Origin of the sequence: uncultured Sphingomonas sp. (assembly GCF_913774285.1) — a bacterium.
Lineage (GTDB): Bacteria > Pseudomonadota > Alphaproteobacteria > Sphingomonadales > Sphingomonadaceae > Sphingomonas.
The window spans coordinates 256,945-277,766 of record NZ_CAJYHX010000028.1 but is presented as its reverse complement, the minus strand read 5'-3'; the positions used below and the strand labels follow the sequence as shown (position 1 = coordinate 277,766).

The following is a 20,822-nucleotide window of genomic DNA, read 5'->3' as shown; positions in this document are numbered from 1 at the left end:
TAGGTAGCGGCTCCCTCCAAGTCAACTGCGATTCGGCGCAGATTTACCTCACCGAATCGCAGTGATTCTCAGAAGGGCTTCACCTCGGCGAGAATGACGATGAAGACGAGCGCCAGCGCGGGCACTTCGTTGAGGAAGCGCAGCGTGCGGGTGGCGATCGGCGCCTGCCCCCGCGCCAGCTTCTTGCCATAAGCGACCGCCCAGCCATGATAGCCGCTGAGCAGTACGACGAGCAGCAGCTTGGCGTGCAGCCAGCCGATGCCGGCCTGCCCGTCGAACAGCCCGATATTGGCCGAGAGCGCCAGACCGAGCACCCAGACGATGACCATCGAAGGCGTGAGGATCATCCGCTTGAGCAGCGCCTCGCGCTTCGCCCAGGCCGCCGCCTCAGGGGTGCCGAGTGCCTCTTGGTGGTGAATCAGGTAGCGCGGAAACAGGAACAGCCCCGCCATCCAGAATACCACGAAGATGACGTGGAACGCCTTCACCCAGAGATAGGCACTGCCCAGCCAGCCGATCATGCCGCGGTCCCCCGCACGCGGGCCAGCAGCTGCTCGACATGCGCGATCGGCGTGTCGGGCAGGATGCCGTGGCCCAGGTTGAACACGTGCGGCCGGGTAGGGAAGGCCGCGAGGATCCGGTCGATGGCGCTGTCCAACACCGCACCGCCGGTGATCAGCGCCAGCGGATCGAGATTGCCCTGTACCGGCAGCCCCTCGGGCAGCACCGCATTCGCCCAATCGGGATCGACCGTCTCGTCGAGCCCGATCGCATCGACTCCGGTTTCACGAGCATAGGCGGCGAGCTTGCCCCCTGCCCCCTTCGGGAATCCAATCACGGGCACCAGATCCCGAACGGCTGCCGCGATCCGCGCATTGGGGGCGATCACCCAGCGTTCGAACTGGGCAGGGCTGAGGCTGCCCGACCAGCTGTCGAACAGCTGCACCGCCTCGACCCCCGCCTCGGCCTGGGCGCGCAGATAGGCAATGGTCTGATCGGCGATGCGATCGACCAGCGCCTGCATCAGGCCTTCGTCGCGATAGGCGAGGCGGCGCGCCTCGGCCTGCTCACGGCTGCCCTGCCCCGCGATCATATAGGTCGCCACGGTCCAGGGAGAGCCTGCAAAGCCCAGGAAGGTGGTCGAGGGGTCCAGGGCCGCCTTCACCCGCCGAATCGTGCCGTAGATGGGCTCCAGGACGCTGGAATCGGCATCGAAGCCGTCGAGCACGTCCCGCCCGGTCACCGTCGGCGCAAGTCTCGGGCCTTCGCCGGTCTCGAACCACAGCTGCTGGCCGAGCGCCATCGGGACCACGAGGATGTCGGAAAAAAGGATCGCGCCGTCCATGCCGAAGCGGCGGATCGGTTGCAGCGTGACCTCGGCCGCCGCTTCGGAATCCATCGCGAGCGCGAGGAATCCACCCTTCTCGGCACGGAGCGCACGATATTCGGGCAGGTATCGACCGGCCTGGCGCATGAGCCAGACGGGGGGAACGGGCTGGCGAACACCGCGGAGGGTCGCGAGCAGCGGCTTGGATGCGCGAAGAGTCAGAGCCGGGATCCCACTACTAGAAGATTCGATTCTCAGGATGTTGGAGTCTGTTGGCCGGTGAAAGCCGGGGCTTATGGCGATGTGAGTCACTTGCCAACAATTTGACTCCTGCGGCCATACGGAATCAGCCGGATTCGGAAAATCTGTCCACAAGACTCACAGGCTGTGAATGGAAAGCACAAGCTGGGGATGCCGTTGTGGACGAATCACGCGGCGAATCCCGAATCTCAGCGGGTTGGCCGGGTGCCGCGGTTACGCTACCGCTTGTTCGTCATGTTATGCACAGATCGGTCCCCAGCCTGATGCGGCTGCACCTGCACCTGCTCTCGGACTCCACCGGCGAGACGCTGGAAAACATCGCCAAGGCGGCGCTGGCGCAGTTCGACGACGTCGAACCGTTGCGCCATTTCTGGCCGATGGTGCGCAGCGAGGCACACCTCGAGCGCATCCTGCAGGAGATCGCGCAGAACCCCGGCCTGGTGATCTACACGCTGGTCAATCGCGACATTCGCCGCATGCTCGAGACGCGCTGCCGCGCGCTGGGGCTGCCGGCGATCGCGCCGCTCGACCAGGTGAGCCATGCGCTGTCCAACCTGCTCGGGCAGGAGGCCAAGGCGCGGCCGGGGCGGCAGCACATGCTCGACGCGGCCTATTTCGCGCGTGTCGACGCGATCCAGTTCACCATCGCCCATGACGACGGCATCGGCTGGGAGGATTGGGAGGAGAGCGACATCCTGCTCGCCGGCGTGTCGCGGTCGTCGAAGACGCCGACCTCGATCTATCTCGCCAATCGCGGCTACAAGGTGTCGAACATCCCGATCGTGGTGGAGTCCCCTCCACCGGCCAAGCTGTTCGAGCTCAAGCGTCCGCTGATCGTCGGGCTCACCACCAGCGCCGATCGGCTGGTGCAGATCCGCCGCAACCGGTTGCTCTCGCTCAACCAGGCGCCCGAGACCGACTATGTCGATCAGGAAGCGGTGCAGCGCGAGATTGCCTTCGCCCGCCGGATGTTCGCCGACAATGGCTGGCCGGTGATCGACGTCACCCGCCGCTCGATCGAGGAGACCGCGGCGGCGATCATCCAGCTTTGCAACGACCGCGCGATGGAGCGCCGATGATGCCGACTCTCGTCCTTGCCTCCCAGAGCGCCTCGCGCCGGGCGATGCTCGATGCCGCCGGCGTGCCGCACGAGGCGCTGCCGGCGCTGGTGGATGAGGCCAGCGCCAAGGAGTCGCTGCTCGCGGAAGGCACATCCCCGCGCGACCTCGCCGATGCGCTGGCCGAGCTGAAGGCGCTCAAGGTCTCGCGCATGGCGCCGCAGGCGCTGGTGCTGGGCGGGGACTCGCTCGTCGCGCTCGACGACGGCAGCCTTCTCGACAAGCCGGAGAGCCGCGAGCAGGCGCGCGACCATCTCCAGCGCATGTCGGGCAAGACCCACGACATCTACAGCGCCGCGGTGATCGCCGAGGGTGGCCGCGCCGTGTGGCGGCACGTCGATCGCGCGCGGCTGCACGTGCGCCCGCTCAGCGCAGCGTTCATCGAATCCTATCTCGACCTGGAGTGGCCCGCGATTGCCGGCTGCGTCGGCTGCTTCCGCATCGAGGGACCCGGCGTGCAGCTGTTCAGCCGCACCGAGGGCAGCCACTTCACCATCCTCGGCATGCCGCTGCTGCCGATTCTCGACTATCTGCGTACCCGGGGAGTGATGCCCAAGTGACTCGCTATGCCGAAGTGATCGGCGATCCGATCGCCCATTCCAAATCCCCGATCATCCACAAATTCTGGCTCGATGCGCTGGGCATCGAGGGCGATTATCGCCGCACCCATGTGCTCGGCGAAGATCTCGCCACCTATTTCGCCCGCGCGAAGGACGATTCCGACTGGCGCGGCTGCAACGTCACGATCCCGCACAAGCTGGCGGTGATGGACCTCGTCGGCGACCCCGGTGGCGTCCGGAACACGATCGGGGCGATGAACACCGTGATCCGCGGCGAGGACGGCGGCTTGATCGGCACCAATACCGATGCCGGCGGCTTCTTCTCGCCGATCGCCGGGCTGGAGCTGGAAGGCCGCCATGCGGTGGTCGTCGGCGCGGGCGGCGGCGCGCGTGCGGTGCTGTTCGCCCTGTCACGCGTCGGCATCGGCAAGGTGACGATCCTCAACCGCAACGTGCTCAAGGCCGCCGCCCTGCTCTCCAGCTTCGGAGTGAAGGGCGATGCGTTGCCGATCGGCGCCCCGCTTCCACCTGCCGACCTGCTGGTGAACGCCAGCCCGCTCGGGATGGACGGCCAGCCCGCGCTCGACCTGAATCTCGATCCGCTGCCCGAACATGCGGTGGTGTACGATATCGTCTACGCCCCGCTCGAGACGCCGCTGCTTGCCCAGGCGCGCGACCGCGAGTTGGATACGGTGGACGGACTCGAGATGCTGGTCGGCCAGGCCGCGCTTGCCTTCGAGCTCTTCTTCGGCGCCGAGCCCCCGCGCGACCGCGACGAGGAACTGCGCGCGCTGCTCACCGCATGAGCAGGCGGCCGATCGTGCTGGGCCTCACCGGCTCGATCGGCATGGGCAAGTCCACCGTGGCAGCGATGTTCGCCGCCGACGGCGTGCCGGTGTTCGATGCTGACGCAACCGTCCACCAGCTCCAGGGCCCGAACGGCGCGGCGGTGGCGGCGATTGAAGCCGAGTTTCCCGACACCACGACCGAACTCGGGGTGAATCGCACGCTGCTGCGCGAGGCGGTGATGGCCGACCCCAACGCCTTCGCCCGCCTCGAGGCGATTCTCCACCCAGCCGTCGCCGAGGCGCGCGAGTCGTTCCTCGCTGCCCATGCCGACTCGCCGCTGCTCGTTCTTGACGTACCATTGCTGTTCGAGGCGGGCGGCTGGCGGCATGTCGACAAGATCGCCGTGGTCTCGGCGCCACCCGAGGTCCAGCGTGACCGCGTCCTCGCCCGCCCCGGCATGACCGCCGAACGCTTCGAGGCCATTCTCGCGCGCCAGCTTCCCGACGTCGAGAAGCGCGCCCGCGCCGATTTCGTGATCCCCACCGGCGAAGGCCTGCAGGTTACGGAAGATTGCGTACGCAAGGTCATCGCTTGCCTCGCGCCGCCTGCGGGTGGATAAGCGCTTCATGCGGGAAATCGTGTTTGACACCGAAACGACGGGACTCAGCTTCTCAGGCGGCGACCGCCTCGTCGAAATCGGCTGTGTCGAGCTGGTGAACCGGGTTGCCACCGGCAACCACTTCCACGCCTATATCAATCCGCAGCGTGCCATGCCGGTGGAGGCGTTCAACGTCCACGGCCTGTCCGAGCGATTCCTCTCCGACAAGCCGGTGTTCGAGGATGTCGTCGAGGACCTGCTGGCGTTCATCGGCGACTCGCCGATGGTCGCGCACAATGCCGGGTTCGACTTCAGCTTCCTCAACGGTGAGCTCGGCCGCTGCAGCCGTCCCATCGTCGACCTGAGCCGCATGGTCGACACGCTGGTGCTCGCGCGGACCAGGCATCCGGGCGCCAAGCACACGCTCGACGCGCTGTGCAGCCGCTACGGCATCGACTTGAGCGCCCGCACCCTGCACGGCGCGCTGCTCGACGCGCAGCTGCTGGCGCAGGTCTATGTCGAGCTGACCGGTGGCCGCCAGATCACGCTGGGCCTGGCGGAAGAAGTGCCGATCATGCCGGAGACCGTCGCCGAGGCGCCGACTCGGGTACACGTCCGGCCGGCGCGGCGTTTCACCGCGAGTGCGGTGGAACTTGAACGGCACGCAGCGTTTCTGAAGTCCCTGGACGAGCCGCTATGGGGTGTTCCCACAATCGACGCGGTTCCGGCGCACCCCTAGGTCGCTCGTCCCTAATTGCGAAGTGGAGGTACATTATGGATATCCGGATCTCGGGGCATCAGGTCGATACGGGCGCAGCGCTCAAGACGCAGGTGACGGATCGGGTCCAGGGTATCGCGGACAAGTATTTCTCCCGCGCCATCTCCTCGCAGATCACCTTCGGCAAGGGCCCGCACGACAACGGCTTCACCTGCGACATTGTGATGCATGTGACCCAGGGCTTGGTGCTCAAGGCGACCAACAGCGGCATGGAAGCGCATGGCGCGTTCGACGGTGCGGCGGATCGGATCGACAAGCAGCTGCGCCGCTATGTCCGCCGACTTAAGGATCGCCGCCCGACCGAAGTGATCGCGCTGGCCGAGGGCGGCGCCTATGACAATGGTTTCGACAATGCCGGCTACACCCTGTTCCAGGAAGCGCGCGAAGAGGAGGAAGTTGCCGACGCACCGCTGGTGATCGCCGAGACGCGCGTCGACGTGCCCGATGCCACGGTTTCGGACGCGGTGATGATGCTCGACTTGCGCAATACCAACGCATTGCTGTTCCGCAACAGCGGCACCGGCGCCTATAATATGGTCTATCGCCGCGGCGACGGAACGATTGGCTGGGTTGAGCCCAACCGCGCACCGGCGTAAGGCCGGGCTGCCCCAGGGGCAGCACCGCTTCTTTGGAACGATTTCATGACTGATCTGAGCGATTTGCTCGTGCCGGAGGCGGTGCTCGCCGGCGTTACGGCGGGTAACAAGAAGGCGCTGTTCCAGCAGCTTGGTGCCAGTGCGGCGGCGACCTACGGGGTCGACGCCAAGCTGGTGGCCGAGCGGCTGGCCGAACGTGAGCGGCTGGGCTCGACCGGCTTCGGCGGCGGCATCGCGATTCCGCATGCGCGCCTAGACGACCTGCCGCGCGTGTGCGGCGTGTTTGCCCGGCTGGAGCAGCCGCTCGATTTCGGCGCGGTCGACGATCTGCCGGTGGACCTGGTGTTCATGCTGCTCTCCCCTACCAATGCCGGGGCCGAGCATCTCAAGGCGCTCGCCTCGGTCTCGCGCCGTCTGCGCGAGCGGCCCTTTGCCGACAAGCTGCGCGGCGCGGGGTCGAAGGATGCGCTCTACGTGCTGCTCACCGGAGTCGAGGCGCGTGACGCCGCCTGAACCGGCGCCGACGGGTGCCGAGGCGCATTACCGGGCGCTCGAATCGCTCTATGCAGCGGCCCCGATCAACCAGCTCTTCCCTTCGGTGCTCGAGATTCCGGAAGCGGGAGTCGCGCGAATCCGCTTTGACGTGGACTCGCGCTATTTCCACGCCGCCGGGGCGACCCACGGCACCAGCTATTTCAAGATGCTCGACGACGCTGCCTTCTATGCGGCGAACAGCCTCGTCACGGATCGATTCCTGCTGACCACCGCCTTCAACCTGCTGCTGACCAGGCCGCTCCCCGAGGGCCCGGTGATCGCCGAGGGCCGCTGGGTGAGCGGCCAGCGCCGGGTGTTCGTCGCCGAAGCGCGGCTGATCGACGCGCATGGCGAGGAAGCGGCGCGCGGCACCGGCACCTTCATGCGCTCGCGGATCGCGCTTGCCACCCTCCCCGGCTATCGCACGGCATGACACCTCGGCTGACCAGCGCGATGCTGGTGAGCGCGCTGGTACGGCGGGCCGACGCCGCCGGCGGATCGGCGATGGTGTTGGCAAAGGGGGACGGAACCTCGGGTACGATCCTGCTCCTGCTGCTGGAGCGCGGCGTCAATCCGCGCTTCGTCGAAGGCGGCATCGGACCGAATGGCGAGCGCGCCTTGCTCCCCTCCGGCCCCAAGCAACTGGCCGACGAGGCAGAGGCGAGCGCCTATTGGCGGCGGCGGCGGGAGCGCGACGCCGATCTGTGGGTCGTTGAACTGGATATCGCAGGCGCCGAACGGTTCGCCGCTGAAACGATGAACCTTTGTTGACAGTCCGGGCCTCGCCCGCGAAAGGGATCACCACGTTCATTCGCGTTGTGCCGTTCGGGGTGTGAAGTCGATCGGTTACGCAGTCGGGGGGTAAGTCCGACGGCTCAGTCTCCTCCGGAGCAGCGGCCGATCGCACGCCAACCGCACAATACAGATTTGAAATGAAGTTTCTGCCACGGGCTGCGACTTTCGCAGCTGTGACTTTTTGCGCTGGCGCACTTGCGAATGCTGCCACGCTGAATCTGAGCCCGCTCCCGCAACAGGAAGCGAAGACTCAGGCGACGGTGCAGACTGCACCGGCACAGGTTTCCAACGTCCTTGCTTCCCAGCAGGTTCCCGCGCCCCAGGCCGCGGTCGAGCAGCAGGGTTCCGACGCCGAGGACGATACCACCCCGGAATATGCCACCCTTTCCGACGCGGTCGCCGCGCAGGAAGATGTTGCCGCGCTCGAAGAGGATCGCGAACTCCGCTGCCTCGCCACCGGCGTCTATTTCGAAGCCCGCAGCGAGCCGCTGTCGGGCCAGCTCGCGGTTGCCGACGTGATCCTCAACCGTAGCACTTCGGGGCGCTTCCCCGGCTCGGTCTGCTCGGTGGTGACCCAGAAGGGCCAGTTCTCGTTCGTCCGCGGCGGCAAGCTGCCGACGCCGCCGGCGAATGCACACTGGCGCCGCGCGCTTGCCGTCGCCCAGGTTGCTCGCAAGAATCTGTGGGAGAGCCCCGCCGGCGACGCGCTCTATTTCCATGCGCGCTACGTCAGCGGCGCCCAGGGTCGTGCCACGGTCGCGACCGTGGGGAACCACATCTTCTATCGCTGATCGGGGGCTTCCCGGTCGCGCTCGAAAAGCCGCCGAAGCGATTCGGCGGCTTTTCTGTGTTCGCTGAATGTTCTATATTCTCGTGATGAACGCGCACACTCCCCTGCCCCCCGCCCTGACCCCTGAAGCCGAGGCGCTGGTTGCGGCTGATGTGGTGCGGGGCGTGTGCCGGATGCTACTGCGCCACGATTGCGTGGCGATCGGCGAGGTGCCGCTCGAGGGCGGTCGGCGGGTTGACCTGATGGCGCTGGATGCACGTGGCAACATCGTGATCGTCGAGATCAAGGTGTCGCGTGCCGACCTGCTCGGCGACGCGAAGTGGCCCGAATATCTCGGCCATTGCGACCGCTTCTTCTGGGCGGTGCCGCAGGGATTCGACCTGCGTCCGCTAGACCAGCCGCATTTCCTGCCCGAGCGCACGGGGTTGATCGTCGCCGATCGCTACGATGCGGCGGTGGCGCGCGAGGCGGCGACGGTGCCGCTGGCAGCGCCCGCCCGCCGCAAGGCTACGCTCGCCTTCGCCCGCCGGGCGGGACGAAGGCTGCTGGGAATGCTCGACCCCGACGTCGCCGACGGGTTCTGAGCGGGGATTAGAGCTTGGGGCCTGCGGCCGCCGCGGCGCGGCCGATCTTGGGCGCGTCGGCGAGGAGCTTGGCGACGGAGGGATAGCGCGTCTCGCGCTTCGCATATTCGCGCGCCGAGAGGCCCCCGCCGAAATCGCTGCGATCGGGGTCGGCGCCGGCGTCGAGCAGTTTCTTCACCACCTCGGCGTCGTGGGCGAGCACCGCGCGGATCAGCGGGGTGACGCCGCCATTGTTCGCCAGGTTGACGTTGGCCTTCTTGGCGAGCAGCGCGTCCACCCCCGGTGCCCAGCCGAGGCCGGCGGCGAAGATCAGCGGCGTGTTGCCGTCGCGATCCTGGATGTTCACGTTGATGCCGGGCTGGTTGATCAGCACCGTCAGGTAGGTCGGGTCCTGGCGCTTGACGACGATGTGCAGCGCAGCCTCGCCGGTGCCATAGGGATCCTTCACGTTGATCATCGAGGCTGCCTTGTCGCGCAGGAACTCGTTGACCTTGTTCCCGTCGGCCTTACGGATCGCGTCGAGGAACTGGATGCTCTCGCGCGGCTGGCCCATGCCCTGGGCGAGCGCCGGAAGCGGCAGGAGGAGAAGCGCCGCGGCGGCGGCAGAGGCGAGACGGAACGTCATTGCTGGATCGGTACCTTCGATACGGGCGACGGATGCAGCGGCGTTCCTAGCAAAGACTGGCGGTGGATACCATGAACTGGATGTTTCGCGCGTTGATAGCTTCCGCAATGTTGGCGTTGGCGGCGTGCGGCACGGGGAGCACCGAAGCGCCGCCGCTGGCCGGCGCGCGGATCGGCGGGCCGTTCACCCTTACCGATCAGAACGGCAAGACCGTCACCGATGCCGATTTCGCGGGCAAATACCGCATCGTCTATTTCGGCTATACCTATTGCCCGGACGTCTGCCCGACCGACCTGACCAAGATCGGCGCGGCGCTGCGCACGCTCGACAAGCAGGCGCCCCGCACCGCACAGAAGATCGTGCCGCTGTTCATCACGGTCGATCCCGAGCGCGATACGCCCGCGCAGCTCAAGCAATATGTCGGCAACTTCCACCCGCGGCTGGTCGGGCTCACCGGCAAGCCCGAGTCCATCGCGCAGGTGGCGAAGGCATATGCGATCGCCTATATGAAGCAGCCTACGCCGTCGGGCTATCTGATGGGCCATACGCAAGTGGCCTATCTGATGGGGCCGGACGGCAAGCCGATCACCAGCCTGCCGCTGGAAAAGGATCCCCCGGCGATCGTCGCCGAGCTTGAGCATTGGGTGCGTTGACCATCAAATTCTGGGAAGATCTGCCGCTGGAGGCCCTGGACCGCGCGCAGTGGGAAGCCCTGTGCGACGGCTGCGGCAAATGCTGCCTGCACAAGCTTGAGGACGAGGAAACCGGCGAACTGTTCGCCACCAACGTCGCCTGCAAGATGCTCGACCGGCGTGCGGGTCGCTGCACCGATTACAAGCATCGCCGCGCCTACGTGCCGGAATGCGTGCGGCTGACGATGCGCAACGTCCGCCAGACCGAATGGCTTCCCTCCACTTGTGCCTATCGGTTGCGGGCGAATGGCGAGCAACTGCCGGACTGGCATTATCTCGTCTCCGGTGACCCGGAGGCCGTACACCGCGCGGGGGAATCGACTCGGGGCTGGACCGTGTCCGAGAACGACGCCGACGACTTGGAGGATCACATCACGGATCGCCGCCTTTGATCGAGGGCCTCGAAGTGATCCGCCATCCCCGCGCGCGGCGGATGCGGCTCGCGATCAATCCCCGCGACGGCAAGGTGCGACTGACCATCCCGCCGCGCGCGTCGCTCGCCAAGGCGATGCAATGGGTGGGCGAGCAACAAGGCTGGATCGACGCGCAGCGGGAGCGGCTGCCGGGCGGTCGCCCGTTCGTGCAGGGTGCCCGCGTGCCGTTCGGCGATGGCGAACTGACGATCGTCTGGCCGGTGGCGGGCGTGCGCGCGGTCCGGCGCGACGGCGACCAGCTGCTATGCGGCGGGGCGGAGGAAGGCCTGGGTCGCCGCGTTGAACGCTGGCTCCGTGCCGAGGCGCTGCGGGTGCTGAGCGAGGAAACCGCGCACTATGCGGCGCTGGCGGGGGTGCGGGTCACCAAGGTGGCGATCGGCGACGCGAGGAGCCGCTGGGGCAGCTGCGCGTCGACGGGGGTGATCCGCTATAGCTGGCGGCTGATCCTCGCGCCGAGCGAAGTCCGCCGCGCGACGGTGGCGCATGAAGTCGCGCACCGGGTGCACATGAATCACGGCCCCGATTTCCACGCGCTGGTCGAGCAGCTCTACGGCGCCGACCCGGCCCCGCAGCGACACTGGCTGCGCAAGCACGGGTCCAGCCTGCACTGGATCGGGCGGGAGTAACTTCCACGCCCTTCAATATTCGTCGTTGGGCCGCTGGCGATCCTGCGGTGCCGGCTGGCGCTGGGGCTGACGCGGCTGGGGCTGTTGCTGCCCCGGCGCGCGGCCGGTCATCCGGTTGATCCAGTCGCGGTCCAGCCGCTCTCCCTGCTGCTGCACGGGCGCCGGGCGGCCGCCCTGCTGCACCGGGGCGGTGCCGTCCATCTCCTCGCCGTCCTGCGGCTCGGCCGGCACCTGCGGCGGTGGGGCGATAGGGTTGCCATCCGGATCGACCATCATGCCATTGTCGGGGGCGCCGTAGGCGTCCTCGTCGGGCTCCAGCATGTTGTCGGGCGGCGTCAGCTGCGTTTCGAACTGCTCGACCGGGCGGTTGGCGACGGCCTGGATCATGAAGTCGTGGAACGCCCGCGCCGGAGCGCGGCCGCCTTGCAGGCCCGGCACCACCTTGGCGTCGTCGCGGCCCATCCACACGCCGGTGGTGAGGCCGCTGGAGAAGCCGATGAACCAGCCGTCCTTGTTCGAGCTGGTCGTGCCGGTCTTGCCCGCGACCGGACGCCCGATCTGCGCGGCGCGGCCGGTGCCGGTGGCGACGGCCGTCTGCATCAGGTCGATCATCTGCGCCGCGACATAGTTGGCGACCAGCACGTGACTCGTATCCACCTCATGCTGGTAGATCACGCGATTGTTCGCGGTGACGCGGGTGATGCCATAGGGCGTCACCGCCACGCCGTTATTGCCCACCGAGGCGAAGGCACGCGTCATGTCGATCAGGCGGACGTTCGAGGTGCCGAGCACCATCGCCGGCTGGGTGTTGATCGGCGTGGTGATGCCGAAGCGCTTCGCCATGTCCGCCACCGTGGTGAAGCCCGCCTCCTGGCCGAGCTTCGCCGCGATCGTGTTGACCGAATAGGCGAAGGCGGTGCGGATCGTGATCGGACCGCTGTTGCGGCGCGAATCGTTGCGCGGGGTCCAGCCGTCGATCGTCACCGGCTCGTCGACCACTACGTCGTCGGGCTTGTGCCCGGCTTCGAGCGCCGAAAGATAGACGAACAGCTTGAACGACGAACCCGGCTGGCGCTGCGCCTGGGTCGCGCGGTTGTAGATCGAGGACACATAGTCCTTGCCGCCGACCATCGCCCGCACCGCGCCGTCGCGGTCGATCGAGACGAGCGCGCCCTGCGCGCCGTCCGGCGCATTGGCGCGGATCGCCTGGTCGGCGCTGCGCTGCATGTTGAGGTCCAGCGTCGTCCACACGTCGAGCGGCGCTTCGGTCTCGTCGATCAGCGTTTCCAGCTGGGGCAGTGCCCAGTCGGTGAAGTAGCGGACGCTGTTCTGCTTGGGCTCGGGCGCCAGCTGCACGGCGTGCGGATCGGTGCTGTTGGCCCGGGCCTCGCTGATCTTGCCGGCATCGGCCATCAGCTTGAGCACCACCGTCGCGCGGTCGACCGCCGCCTCCGAGTCGGCCGTCGGCGAATAATGCGAGGGCGCCTTGACCAAGCCGGCGATGATCGCGGATTCGCCCAGCGAGAGGTTGGTCGCAGGATGGCCGAAGAACTTGCGGCTCGCCGCGTCGATCCCATACGCGCCGCCGCCGAAATAGACCTTGTTCAGGTAGAGTTCGAGAATCTCCTGCTTGCTGAACTTGCGCTCCAGCGCCAGCGCCAGGATCGCCTCGCGAATCTTGCGGGTGACGCTGTACTTGTTCGACAAGAAGATGGTGCGCGCCACCTGCTGGGTGATGGTCGAGCCGCCCTGCAGGCGCCGGCCTTCATCATGCAGGCGCTTGGCCACCCAGAAGATGCGGGCGACGCCCACCGGGTCGACACCCCAGTGCGATTCGAAGCGGCGATCCTCGGTTGCAATGATCGCGTCCTTCATCGCCTGCGGGATCTGGTCGTACTTGATCCATTCGCCATAGCTCGGCCCGAGCGAGACCAGCACGGTGCCGTCCACGGCGTGGACGCGGATCATCTGGCCGTTGGGCGAGGACTTCATCTGGTCGAAGCTCGGCAGCGTCGACCGCGCCGAATAGACTGCGATCACCAGCGCGATGCAGGCGATCAGCGCCAGCGCCACGCCGCTGATCAGCGACCAGAGGAAGAACTTCTTCCAGAAGGAGCCCCGGCGCCACCAGGGCGCAGCTGCGGTTTTCGATTTCACGGCCATGTACGGCGTGGTCGATTACAGCGTGCGGGGCATTCCCACAAGGATCAGGCGGCCGATGCGCCCGCAGCGCGCGGCCGGAACTCCAGGCTGACCGAATTCATGCAGTAACGAAGCCCCGTCGGCGGCGGGCCGTCGGGGAAGACATGGCCGAGATGGCCGTCGCAACGGGCGCAGCGCGCCTCGATCCGGCGCATGCCATGGCTGGTATCGGCATGCTCGCTGACATGATCTGGCGCCACCGGCTGGGTGAAGCTGGGCCAGCCCGAACCGGAATCATATTTGTCGATGCTGTCGAACAGCTCGAGCTGGCATCCGGCGCAGCGATAGATGCCGTCGGCCTTGTTGTCGTTGTAGCGGCCCGAAAAGGCACGCTCGGTGCCAGCTTCGCGCAGCACGTGGAACTGCTCGGGGGTGAGGCGCTTGCGCCATTCGGATTCGGAGAGATTCAGCTGTTCCATAGGCCCGAGATGTGGGTCCGGCAGGCCGTGCCGTCAATCCGCCGAAGCGCTCAATCCGGGATGGTGATCCGTTGCACCACCGCGCCGCTTTCGCGGAGCTGTGCCTTCAACACCTCGGGCTTGGGTGCGTAGAGGAAGCCGAAGCTCACCGTGCCCTTGCGGGTGCGCACGGCGTGGTGGAGCCGGTGCGCCTGGACGATCCGCTTCATGTAGCTGGAACGTGGAATGTAGCGGTGGCGAATCCGCTTGTGCACGATCAGGTCGTGAAAGCCGAAATAGATCGCGCCGTACGCGGCGATCCCCGCGCCTATCCAGGTGAAGCCCGGCCACCAGCCGAGCTGCACGCCGCCCAAGAGCAGCACGAACGACGGCACCGCGAAGATCGCGGCATAGAGGTCGTTGAGCTCCCAATTGCCGGTGCGCGGGCGGTGGTGGCTCTCGTGGAGGAACCAGCCCGGGCCGTGCATGATCCAGCGATGCGCGGCATAAGCGAACAGCTCCATGCCGAGCACGGTAGCGAGGAAGATCAGGACGGCGTTGAGCGGCGACATGGCCCCCATGTAGGCGATCCTCCCGCGCCATTCCATTGACTTTGCCCAAAGAGGCAGGGTCAGGCCGGCGCGATGTCCAGCAGGTCCGCGCCCATCGCCGAGATCAGCCAGTCGTGGAAGATCTGCACCGGGCGCAAGGTGAGCGCGCGGGGGCGGCAGACGAACCAATAGCTGTAATGGCTCTCCACGGTCAGATCGAACAGCTGCACCAGCCGCTCGTCGCGGGCGGACTGGTAGTGCGATTCGAGCATGAAGGCGACGCCGAGCCCCTGGGCGGCGGCCTCCAGCATCAGGTTGCCCGAATCGAACAGGTCGATCGCCGCCGGTTCGAGATCGGGATAGCCCGCCGCCATCCGCCAGGCGGTGAAGGTCTCGGGCATTTCGCGGTGGACGAGCGCAGTGAGCCGCGCGAGGTCCATGGGGTCGCGGACCGGATTCGGGCCCTCCACGAGGCTGCGCGCGCCGATCACGTGCACCCGGTTGCGGTCCAGCCGGCGCGAATAATAGCCGGGATCGATATCGCGGGCGATGACGATCGCTGCGTCCAGTCCGTCGCCGAGCCGCGCCATGCCGTGGCTGCCGGTATCGACGTCGAGATGCAGCTCGGGATGGCGCTGCTTCAATTCCGGCAGACGCGGCAGGAGCTGCTGCGTCGCATAGAGCGGCAGCACGCCGAGCCGGAGCCGCAGCAATTCGCTGCCGCTGGTCATCGTCTCGATCGCGTCGGTCATCGTGTCGAGCGCCGGCGCGATCAGGCTGAGCAGCCGGTCGCCGTCGTCGTTGAGCCGCAGTGACTGGTGGCGTCGCTCGAACAGGGGCTTGCCGATGAAGCGCTCGAGCGCCTGCACGCGCCGGCTGAGCGCGGGCGAGGACAGGGCTAGTTCCTCGGCGGCGGCCTTGATCGAACCCAGGCGGGCAACCTGGACAAAGGCTTCGATCGCGGTGAGCGGCGGAAGGCGTCGCATCGATCCGTCTCTCTTCTGTGGTGCGGTGCAGCAAAGGGCTCGCAAAGGCTGAGCGCCCCCACGCAATCCGTTCCCGCTGGGGGGAATATCGCCCCGGACAATCGCGATTGCAAGTCATGCATCTACGCGGTGTAAATTTCGCACTTGCACAAAAACGTGCCGCACCGCACATAGGGGGTGCCTTTCAGGCATCCTCTCCTAAAACTTTCCAAGGCCGCCCTTTTTGAGGCGGCCCTTTTTTTTGCCTCCGCCGTTCTTAGCTTTCGGGCCTACCGCCACGAAGGAACCCAGAATGGCCGATGACGAATCCCGCACCCGCCGCCTGCAGGTCGCCAATGCGCGCCCCGAGGACAGCGGCCGCGGACTGGCCCATATCCCGCGTAGTTTGATGGCCGCGCTCGGCATCACCGAGGGCGATGTGATCGAAATCGTCGGCAAGCGTAGCACCCCTGCGCGTGCCGTCCTCCCCTATTCCGAAGACGAAGGGCTGGAGCTGCTCCGCATCGACGGGCTGCAGCGCGCCAATGCCGGGGTCGGCTCGGGCGACTTCGTCGAGGTGCGCCGCGCCGATTCGAAGCCGGCAACGCGCGTCGTGTTCGGCCCGGCCCAGGCGAATTTGCGGCTGCGCGGCACCGGCGAGGCGCTGAAGCGCACCTTCTTCACGCGGCCCCTCACCGCCGGCGACACGATCGCCACCGTCGGTCACCAGCGCGCCGATGTGCCGCCCAACGTCCAGCAATTCGTGCGGGCGCCCGCCTATGCGCTGCAGGAGATCCGCCTGACGGTGCTCTCCACCGTGCCGCGCGGCGTGGTGCATATCGACGAGAATACCGAAGTCGAGCTCCGCACGGAGTATGAGGAGGCCAAGGAAAGTCGCCGCGCCGACGTCACCTATGACGATATCGGCGGCATGGCCGGCACGATCGACCAGCTGCGCGAGATGGTCGAGCTGCCGCTGCGCTACCCCGAACTGTTCCAGCGCCTCGGCGTCGATCCGCCCAAGGGCGTGATCCTGCACGGGCCTCCCGGCACGGGCAAGACGCGGCTCGCCCGCGCGGTGGCCAATGAAAGTGATGCCAGCTTCCACCTGATCAACGGGCCGGAGATCATGGGCTCGGCGTACGGCGAATCCGAGCAGCGGCTGCGCCAGGTGTTCGAGGAAGCGTCGAAGAATGCGCCGTCGATCGTGTTCATCGACGAGATCGATTCGATCGCGCCGAAGCGCGGCCAAGTGACCGGCGAGGCCGAGAAGCGCCTCGTCGCGCAGCTGCTGACGCTGATGGACGGGCTGGAGGCGCGCGCCAACATCGTCGTGATCGCCGCGACCAATCGTCCCGAGGCGATCGACGAGGCGCTTCGTCGTCCAGGCCGGTTCGATCGCGAGATCGTCGTCGGCGTGCCGGACGATCGCGGCCGCCGCGAGATCCTGGGTATCCACACGCGCGGCATGCCGCTGGGCGATACCGTCGACCTCGCCGAGCTGGCGCGCACCACCTATGGTTTCGTCGGTGCCGATCTCGCCGCGTTGACCCGCGAGGCGGCGATCGAGGCCGTGCGCCGGATCATGCCGCGCCTCAACCTCGAGGAAGGCACGATCCCGCCCGAGGTGCTCGACACGCTGTCGGTCACCCGCGACGATTTCCTGGAGGCATTGAAGCGCGTCCAGCCATCCGCGATGCGCGAAGTGATGGTGCAGGCGCCGACGGTCCGTTGGGAGGATGTCGGTGGGCTCGACGATGCGCAGATGCGGCTGAAGGAAGGCGTCGAGCTGCCGCTCAAGGATCCGGATGCGTTCCGGCGCCTGGGCATCCGGCCGGCCAAGGGCTTCCTGCTCTACGGGCCGCCGGGTACCGGCAAGACGCTGCTCGCCAAGGCCGTGGCGCGCGAGGCGGAGGCGAATTTCATCGCCACCAAGTCGAGCGACCTGCTCTCCAAATGGTATGGCGAGAGCGAGCAGCAGATCGCCCGGCTGTTCGCCCGCGCGCGGCAAGTGGCGCCCTGCGTGATCTTCATCGACGAGCTCGACTCGCTGGTGCCGGCGCGCGGCGGTGCGATGGGCGAGCCGCAGGTGACCGAACGCGTGGTCAACACCATCCTCGCCGAGATGGACGGGCTGGAGGAGCTCCAGTCGGTGGTGGTGATCGGCGCGACCAACCGGCCCAACCTGATCGACCCCGCCCTGCTCCGCCCGGGCCGCTTCGACGAGCTCGTCTATGTCGGCGTGCCGGACAAGGCCGGGCGCGAGCGCATCCTGCGTATCCAGACCGACAAGATGCCACTGGCATCGGACGTCGACCTGGGCGCGATCGCCGAGCAGACGCAGCGCTACACCGGCGCCGACCTGGAAGACGTGGTCCGCCGCGCCGGCCTCGTTGCGCTCCGCCAGTCGCTGGCGACCCGCGAAGTGACGATGGCGCATTTCGAGGAAGCGCTGAAGGACTCGCGGGCGACGGTCACGCCGGAGATGGAGAGCGACTACGAGGCGATGCAGGGCAGGCTGAAGCAGCAGGCCTCGTCGATCCAACCGATCGGCTTCATCGCGCCCGGCATGCTGGAAGGCCGCGGGCCGAAGGGGTGAGGCGTACCGGACTCGCCCCCGGCAGGGCTGTCACGGTTGTTCCAAATACCACGTCATCCCCGCGCAGGCGGGGATCCATTGGCGCTGATGCTGCGGTTCTTTCCCCTAGCGCACAGGCGAATGGATCACCGTCTTCGCGGGGATGACGATGGTTTTTGAGGCGCGCACTCGCACCGCCCGTGCGATAGGAGGCCCTCTCCCCTCCAAGACGCGAGCAGCATGACCGATTCCAACCCGCTTCAGCAATCCAACCGCCAATGGCTCTGGCCAGCCCTCGCCCTGCTGGGCTTGTCGCTGGCGGGACTCGCGGCGTTCCTCTGCCTGCGCTTCGCCAGCGGGTTCGCGTTCGACCCTGCCCTGCTGCTGGCTTTCCGCCGACCGGGCGACCTCGCCACCCCGATCGGCCCGCCGTGGCTGCTCCAGTCCGCGATCGATATCAGCGCGCTCGGCGGGTACACGGTGCTGTGGCTGGCGGGGGCCGCCACGCTGATCTTCCTTTTCGCGTTCGGCAAGCGTTCAGAGGCGCTGCTGCTTGGCGGATCGCTGGTCGGCGCCTCGACGATCAACGCGCTGCTCAAGATCTTCCTCCACCGCCCGCGCCCGGAGGTGGTACCCCACCTCGCCCATGTCTCCAGCGCCAGCTTCCCCAGCGGCCATGCGATGATCTCGGCGGCGGTATACCTCACCCTCGGCATCATGGTCGCGCAGACTCAGACCAGCCGCTGGGCGCGGGCCTATCTGCTCGGCTTCGCTGTGCTGCTGGTGCTGCTGATCGGCTGCAGCCGCGTGTTCCTCGGAGTGCACTGGCCGTCGGATGTGCTGGCCGGCTGGTGCTTCGGTGCGATCTGGGCGCTGTGCATGTTCGCGCTCAACGCGCGCCTGCACCGGCGCTAGCGCTCAGCCGTCCGAGGCCTGCGTCGTCCAGCCCAGCCGCGGGATGGTGATCGAGCGCTTGCCCGACAGATCGACGCGGGTGACGAACAACCCCTTGCTCTCGATATATTGCATCAGCCGCCGTGCGCGCCCGAGCGAGCTGGTGCCATAGCTGGTCGCGATATCGGTATCGCTCGGGCAGGGCAGCCCCTCGCGCGCCGCCTTGGCGACGAGCAGGAACGGGGCGAGCATGTCGTCGGGCAGCGCCCGTGCTGCTTCCAGCGCCTGCGCCCACTCGTCGTCGGGATCGCCATGGATGCCCGCCCGCGCCGCCGACAGGCGCCGCACGAAGCCCGAAATGTCGAGCGGCGGACGGGTCAGTCCGACCATACGGCAGCGCACCTGGAAATCCTGGTAGAGCACGGCGGGCGAGCGCAGCGTCGACTGTTCGTCCTCGACGATCGCGCGCAGCACATCGGCCACCAGCCCGGCGACTTCCTCCGGATCGCGATCGGGCTCGACTTCCATCGGCGCGGGTGCCGAGCGGGCAAGCTGTTCGAGCACGGTCTCCGGCTGGGCATAGGCATGCGCGGGCGGCGGCGCCGGCGGCACCCATTCGGGTTCGGCGGGGGCGAGCAGCAGGTCCTTGATGTCCTCGGTCGGCGCCTGGGGCAGGGGGGTCAGCTTCGGCGACGAGCTGCGCGCGCTGGTCTCCACCGATCCGATGCGGATCGCTACCGGTCGCCGCGTGATCGCCGGGCCGAGCCCGAGGAAATGCCCGCGCGCCAGGTCGCGGATCGCCTCGGCCTGGCGGCGCTCCATGCCGAGCAGGTCGGCGGCGCGCTGCATGTCGATGTCGAGGAAGGTGCGCCCCATCAGGAAGTTCGAGGCTTCCGCCGCGACATTCTTGGCTAGCTTGGCCAGCCGCTGCGTCGCGATCACGCCGGCAAGGCCGCGCTTGCGGCCGCGGCACATCAGGTTGGTCATCGCCGACAGCGACGCACGGCGAACTTCCTCGGCGACTTCGCCGCCGCCGGCGGGGGCGAACAGCTGGGCCTCGTCGACCACGACGAGCGCCGGATACCAATGGTCGCGCGGCGCATCGAACAGGCCGTTGAGGAAGGTGGCGGCGCAGCGCATCTGCCCTTCCGCCTCCAGCCCTTCGAGGCTCAGCACCACCGAAGCGCGATGTTCGCGGATGCGCGCGGCGAAGCGGGCAACGTCGCGCTCGCTATGGTCGACCGCCTCGATCGCGAGATGGCCGTAGCGATCGGAGAGGGTGACGAAATCGCCCTCGGGATCGATCACCACCTGCTGGACGTGACCCGCGGACTGCTCGAGCAGCCGGCGGAGCAGGTGCGACTTGCCCGAGCCCGAATTGCCCTGGACGAGCAATCGGGTTGCAAGCAACTCCTCCAGATCGACCGGCACGGGGCTGCCCGTGCCGTCGACGCCCATGTCCACGCTGACGGTCATCGCCGCCGCTTTGCCGGATCAGGGGGGGCAGCGGCAAGGGCTGCGCGCACGAAAACTGTGGGTGTTCGTTTCGGTTCAGGCCGCGTCGGCAGCATTCAGCCGCTGGCGGCGGCGCTCGAGCGCTTCCATCGTCTTCTCGGCGAGGAGCGTGAGACGCGCGGTATCCTGCTCGGTGAGCTGCGGGCGCGCGGTGCTGTCGATCACGCACAAGGTCCCGATCCGCTTGCCGCTGGCGGTGCGCAGGGGCGCGCCGGCGTAGAAGCGGATATTGGGATCACCGGTGACCAGCGGATTCTCGGCGAAGCGCGGATCGGCCTGCGCGTCGTTGACCACGAACACGTCGGGTCCGCGGATGGCGTGGGTGCAGAAGGAGATCGAGCGCGGCGTCTCCTGCGGCTGCAGGCCGACCCGCGCCTTGAACCATTGCCGGTTCTCGTCGATCAGCGAGATCAGCGCGATCGGCACGCCCAGCGCAGCCGCAGCCTCGCGGACGATAGCGTCGAACTCGGCCTCGTTGGGGGTATCGAGCACGCCATAGCCTTTCAGCTCCGCGACGCGTTCGGATTCGTCCGAGGGCTCGAGTGGCATCGTTTTCACCTTCCTGCGTTTGCGCCCCCCGGCACATTCGGTCTAATACCGAGCGAGAAGTTA

Annotated in this window: 25 protein-coding genes; 16 read left to right on the top strand and 9 right to left on the bottom strand. The window is 67.4% G+C overall.

The annotated features are described in order from the left end of the window. Positions 1 to 68: 68 nt before the first annotated feature. Both QZ670_RS15510 and hemE read right to left on the bottom strand, forming a co-directional pair. The gene (locus QZ670_RS15510) at positions 69 to 521 is read right to left on the bottom strand and encodes a CopD family protein (RefSeq protein WP_294256924.1); all 453 of its coding nucleotides are present in this window, start codon (positions 519 to 521) and stop codon (positions 69 to 71) included. Further along, the gene (gene hemE, locus QZ670_RS15505) at positions 518 to 1,549 is read right to left on the bottom strand and encodes a uroporphyrinogen decarboxylase (protein ID WP_294257093.1); all 1,032 of its coding nucleotides are present in this window, start codon (positions 1,547 to 1,549) and stop codon (positions 518 to 520) included. The genes QZ670_RS15510 and hemE overlap by 4 nt, the downstream gene beginning before the upstream one ends. A 302-nt stretch (positions 1,550 to 1,851) precedes the next feature. Here hemE and QZ670_RS15500 point away from each other — a divergent pair, with 302 nt between their 5' ends. The 11 genes from QZ670_RS15500 to QZ670_RS15450 all read left to right on the top strand — a co-directional run bounded on the left by QZ670_RS15500 (position 1,852) and on the right by QZ670_RS15450 (position 8,730). Continuing rightward, on the top strand, positions 1,852 to 2,667 hold the full coding sequence (locus QZ670_RS15500; protein ID WP_294257092.1) for a pyruvate, water dikinase regulatory protein: 816 nt from the start codon (positions 1,852 to 1,854) through the stop codon (positions 2,665 to 2,667). Then, on the top strand, positions 2,667 to 3,266 hold the full coding sequence (locus tag QZ670_RS15495; RefSeq protein ID WP_294256922.1) for a nucleoside triphosphate pyrophosphatase: 600 nt from the start codon (positions 2,667 to 2,669) through the stop codon (positions 3,264 to 3,266). The genes QZ670_RS15500 and QZ670_RS15495 overlap by 1 nt, the downstream gene beginning before the upstream one ends. After that, complete coding sequence (aroE, locus tag QZ670_RS15490; RefSeq protein ID WP_294256919.1) at positions 3,263 to 4,072, top strand: shikimate dehydrogenase; 810 nt, start codon at positions 3,263 to 3,265, stop codon at positions 4,070 to 4,072. Before QZ670_RS15495 ends, aroE begins: the two co-directional genes overlap by 4 nt. Further along, positions 4,069 to 4,674: a dephospho-CoA kinase gene (coaE, locus tag QZ670_RS15485; RefSeq protein ID WP_294256918.1), complete on the top strand. Its 606-nt coding sequence runs from the start codon at positions 4,069 to 4,071 to the stop codon at positions 4,672 to 4,674. The genes aroE and coaE overlap by 4 nt, the downstream gene beginning before the upstream one ends. 7 nt (positions 4,675 to 4,681) lie before the next feature. Then, positions 4,682 to 5,392: a DNA polymerase III subunit epsilon gene (gene dnaQ, locus QZ670_RS15480; protein ID WP_294256917.1), complete on the top strand. Its 711-nt coding sequence runs from the start codon at positions 4,682 to 4,684 to the stop codon at positions 5,390 to 5,392. A gap of 35 nt (positions 5,393 to 5,427) precedes the next feature. Then, positions 5,428 to 6,027, top strand: coding sequence for a ribosome-associated translation inhibitor RaiA (gene raiA / locus QZ670_RS15475; RefSeq protein WP_294256916.1), 600 nt, complete (start codon positions 5,428 to 5,430; stop codon positions 6,025 to 6,027). A gap of 45 nt (positions 6,028 to 6,072) precedes the next feature. Beyond that, entirely contained in the window at positions 6,073 to 6,540 is a 468-nt protein-coding gene (locus tag QZ670_RS15470) for a PTS sugar transporter subunit IIA (protein ID WP_294256914.1), read from the top strand. Continuing rightward, entirely contained in the window at positions 6,491 to 6,994 is a 504-nt protein-coding gene (locus QZ670_RS15465; RefSeq protein WP_294256913.1) for a PaaI family thioesterase, read from the top strand. The genes QZ670_RS15470 and QZ670_RS15465 overlap by 50 nt, the downstream gene beginning before the upstream one ends. Next, the gene (locus QZ670_RS15460; RefSeq protein WP_294256912.1) at positions 6,991 to 7,332 is read left to right on the top strand and encodes a DUF1491 family protein; all 342 of its coding nucleotides are present in this window, start codon (positions 6,991 to 6,993) and stop codon (positions 7,330 to 7,332) included. Before QZ670_RS15465 ends, QZ670_RS15460 begins: the two co-directional genes overlap by 4 nt. A 197-nt stretch (positions 7,333 to 7,529) precedes the next feature. Next, the gene (locus tag QZ670_RS15455) at positions 7,530 to 8,147 is read left to right on the top strand and encodes a cell wall hydrolase (RefSeq protein WP_294256911.1); all 618 of its coding nucleotides are present in this window, start codon (positions 7,530 to 7,532) and stop codon (positions 8,145 to 8,147) included. 85 nt (positions 8,148 to 8,232) lie between these two features. Next, positions 8,233 to 8,730: an MmcB family DNA repair protein gene (locus QZ670_RS15450; protein ID WP_294257090.1), complete on the top strand. Its 498-nt coding sequence runs from the start codon at positions 8,233 to 8,235 to the stop codon at positions 8,728 to 8,730. Between the two features lie 7 nt (positions 8,731 to 8,737). On the opposite strand, the gene QZ670_RS15445 is transcribed toward QZ670_RS15450, so the two are convergent. Further along, complete coding sequence (locus QZ670_RS15445) at positions 8,738 to 9,355, bottom strand: ankyrin repeat domain-containing protein (protein WP_294256910.1); 618 nt, start codon at positions 9,353 to 9,355, stop codon at positions 8,738 to 8,740. 71 nt (positions 9,356 to 9,426) lie between these two features. On the opposite strand from QZ670_RS15445, the gene QZ670_RS15440 reads away from it, so the two are divergent. The 3 genes from QZ670_RS15440 to QZ670_RS15430 are packed head-to-tail and all read left to right on the top strand — an operon-like array spanning position 9,427 to position 11,107. Beyond that, on the top strand, positions 9,427 to 10,008 hold the full coding sequence (locus QZ670_RS15440; RefSeq protein ID WP_294256908.1) for an SCO family protein: 582 nt from the start codon (positions 9,427 to 9,429) through the stop codon (positions 10,006 to 10,008). Next, the gene (locus tag QZ670_RS15435; protein ID WP_294256907.1) at positions 9,996 to 10,439 is read left to right on the top strand and encodes a YcgN family cysteine cluster protein; all 444 of its coding nucleotides are present in this window, start codon (positions 9,996 to 9,998) and stop codon (positions 10,437 to 10,439) included. Before QZ670_RS15440 ends, QZ670_RS15435 begins: the two co-directional genes overlap by 13 nt. Beyond that, on the top strand, positions 10,436 to 11,107 hold the full coding sequence (locus QZ670_RS15430) for a SprT family zinc-dependent metalloprotease (RefSeq protein ID WP_294256905.1): 672 nt from the start codon (positions 10,436 to 10,438) through the stop codon (positions 11,105 to 11,107). Before QZ670_RS15435 ends, QZ670_RS15430 begins: the two co-directional genes overlap by 4 nt. Before the next feature lie 12 nt (positions 11,108 to 11,119). On the opposite strand, the gene QZ670_RS15425 is transcribed toward QZ670_RS15430, so the two are convergent. Genes QZ670_RS15425 through QZ670_RS15410 form a run of 4 tightly spaced genes read right to left on the bottom strand, consistent with a single transcriptional unit; the run spans position 11,120 to position 15,244 of the window. Continuing rightward, on the bottom strand, positions 11,120 to 13,270 hold the full coding sequence (locus QZ670_RS15425) for a PBP1A family penicillin-binding protein (protein WP_294256903.1): 2,151 nt from the start codon (positions 13,268 to 13,270) through the stop codon (positions 11,120 to 11,122). Between the two features lie 44 nt (positions 13,271 to 13,314). Next, complete coding sequence (gene msrB / locus QZ670_RS15420; RefSeq protein ID WP_125973078.1) at positions 13,315 to 13,728, bottom strand: peptide-methionine (R)-S-oxide reductase MsrB; 414 nt, start codon at positions 13,726 to 13,728, stop codon at positions 13,315 to 13,317. 50 nt (positions 13,729 to 13,778) lie between these two features. Further along, on the bottom strand, positions 13,779 to 14,279 hold the full coding sequence (locus tag QZ670_RS15415; protein ID WP_294257088.1) for a sterol desaturase family protein: 501 nt from the start codon (positions 14,277 to 14,279) through the stop codon (positions 13,779 to 13,781). 59 nt (positions 14,280 to 14,338) lie between these two features. Then, entirely contained in the window at positions 14,339 to 15,244 is a 906-nt protein-coding gene (locus tag QZ670_RS15410; protein ID WP_294256898.1) for a LysR substrate-binding domain-containing protein, read from the bottom strand. A 292-nt stretch (positions 15,245 to 15,536) separates the two neighbouring features. On the opposite strand from QZ670_RS15410, the gene QZ670_RS15405 reads away from it, so the two are divergent. Then, positions 15,537 to 17,822, top strand: coding sequence for a CDC48 family AAA ATPase (locus tag QZ670_RS15405; protein ID WP_294256896.1), 2,286 nt, complete (start codon positions 15,537 to 15,539; stop codon positions 17,820 to 17,822). A gap of 219 nt (positions 17,823 to 18,041) precedes the next feature. Then, complete coding sequence (locus QZ670_RS15400; RefSeq protein ID WP_294256894.1) at positions 18,042 to 18,716, top strand: phosphatase PAP2 family protein; 675 nt, start codon at positions 18,042 to 18,044, stop codon at positions 18,714 to 18,716. 3 nt (positions 18,717 to 18,719) lie between these two features. On the opposite strand, the gene QZ670_RS15395 is transcribed toward QZ670_RS15400, so the two are convergent. Next, positions 18,720 to 20,171, bottom strand: a complete 1,452-nt coding sequence (locus QZ670_RS15395) for an ATP-binding protein (RefSeq protein WP_294256892.1) — start codon at positions 20,169 to 20,171, stop codon at positions 18,720 to 18,722. Between the two features lie 75 nt (positions 20,172 to 20,246). After that, entirely contained in the window at positions 20,247 to 20,759 is a 513-nt protein-coding gene (locus QZ670_RS15390; protein WP_294256891.1) for a GAF domain-containing protein, read from the bottom strand. Between the last annotated feature and the right edge of the window lie 63 nt (positions 20,760 to 20,822).

Excerpts from the sequence above, each read along its gene's own strand:
- QZ670_RS15415 (WP_294257088.1), bottom strand. The coding sequence starts at position 14,279 with ATGTCGCCGCTCAACGCCGTCCTGATCTTCCTCGCTACCGTGCTCGGC.
- QZ670_RS15390 (WP_294256891.1), bottom strand. The coding sequence starts at position 20,759 with ATGCCACTCGAGCCCTCGGACGAATCCGAACGCGTCGCGGAGCTGAAA.
- QZ670_RS15460 (WP_294256912.1), top strand. The coding sequence starts at position 6,991 with ATGACACCTCGGCTGACCAGCGCGATGCTGGTGAGCGCGCTGGTACGG.
- coaE (WP_294256918.1), top strand. The coding sequence starts at position 4,069 with ATGAGCAGGCGGCCGATCGTGCTGGGCCTCACCGGCTCGATCGGCATG.
- raiA (WP_294256916.1), top strand. The coding sequence starts at position 5,428 with ATGGATATCCGGATCTCGGGGCATCAGGTCGATACGGGCGCAGCGCTC.
- QZ670_RS15395 (WP_294256892.1), bottom strand. The coding sequence starts at position 20,171 with ATGACCGTCAGCGTGGACATGGGCGTCGACGGCACGGGCAGCCCCGTG.
- QZ670_RS15470 (WP_294256914.1), top strand. The coding sequence starts at position 6,073 with ATGACTGATCTGAGCGATTTGCTCGTGCCGGAGGCGGTGCTCGCCGGC.
- QZ670_RS15405 (WP_294256896.1), top strand. The coding sequence starts at position 15,537 with ATGGCCGATGACGAATCCCGCACCCGCCGCCTGCAGGTCGCCAATGCG.
- QZ670_RS15410 (WP_294256898.1), bottom strand. The coding sequence starts at position 15,244 with ATGCGACGCCTTCCGCCGCTCACCGCGATCGAAGCCTTTGTCCAGGTT.
- QZ670_RS15465 (WP_294256913.1), top strand. The coding sequence starts at position 6,491 with ATGCGCTCTACGTGCTGCTCACCGGAGTCGAGGCGCGTGACGCCGCCT.
- QZ670_RS15425 (WP_294256903.1), bottom strand. The coding sequence starts at position 13,270 with ATGGCCGTGAAATCGAAAACCGCAGCTGCGCCCTGGTGGCGCCGGGGC.
- QZ670_RS15445 (WP_294256910.1), bottom strand. The coding sequence starts at position 9,355 with ATGACGTTCCGTCTCGCCTCTGCCGCCGCCGCGGCGCTTCTCCTCCTG.
- dnaQ (WP_294256917.1), top strand. The coding sequence starts at position 4,682 with ATGCGGGAAATCGTGTTTGACACCGAAACGACGGGACTCAGCTTCTCA.
- QZ670_RS15495 (WP_294256922.1), top strand. The coding sequence starts at position 2,667 with ATGCCGACTCTCGTCCTTGCCTCCCAGAGCGCCTCGCGCCGGGCGATG.
- msrB (WP_125973078.1), bottom strand. The coding sequence starts at position 13,728 with ATGGAACAGCTGAATCTCTCCGAATCCGAATGGCGCAAGCGCCTCACC.
- QZ670_RS15400 (WP_294256894.1), top strand. The coding sequence starts at position 18,042 with ATGACCGATTCCAACCCGCTTCAGCAATCCAACCGCCAATGGCTCTGG.
- QZ670_RS15450 (WP_294257090.1), top strand. The coding sequence starts at position 8,233 with ATGAACGCGCACACTCCCCTGCCCCCCGCCCTGACCCCTGAAGCCGAG.
- QZ670_RS15500 (WP_294257092.1), top strand. The coding sequence starts at position 1,852 with ATGCGGCTGCACCTGCACCTGCTCTCGGACTCCACCGGCGAGACGCTG.
- QZ670_RS15440 (WP_294256908.1), top strand. The coding sequence starts at position 9,427 with ATGAACTGGATGTTTCGCGCGTTGATAGCTTCCGCAATGTTGGCGTTG.
- QZ670_RS15510 (WP_294256924.1), bottom strand. The coding sequence starts at position 521 with ATGATCGGCTGGCTGGGCAGTGCCTATCTCTGGGTGAAGGCGTTCCAC.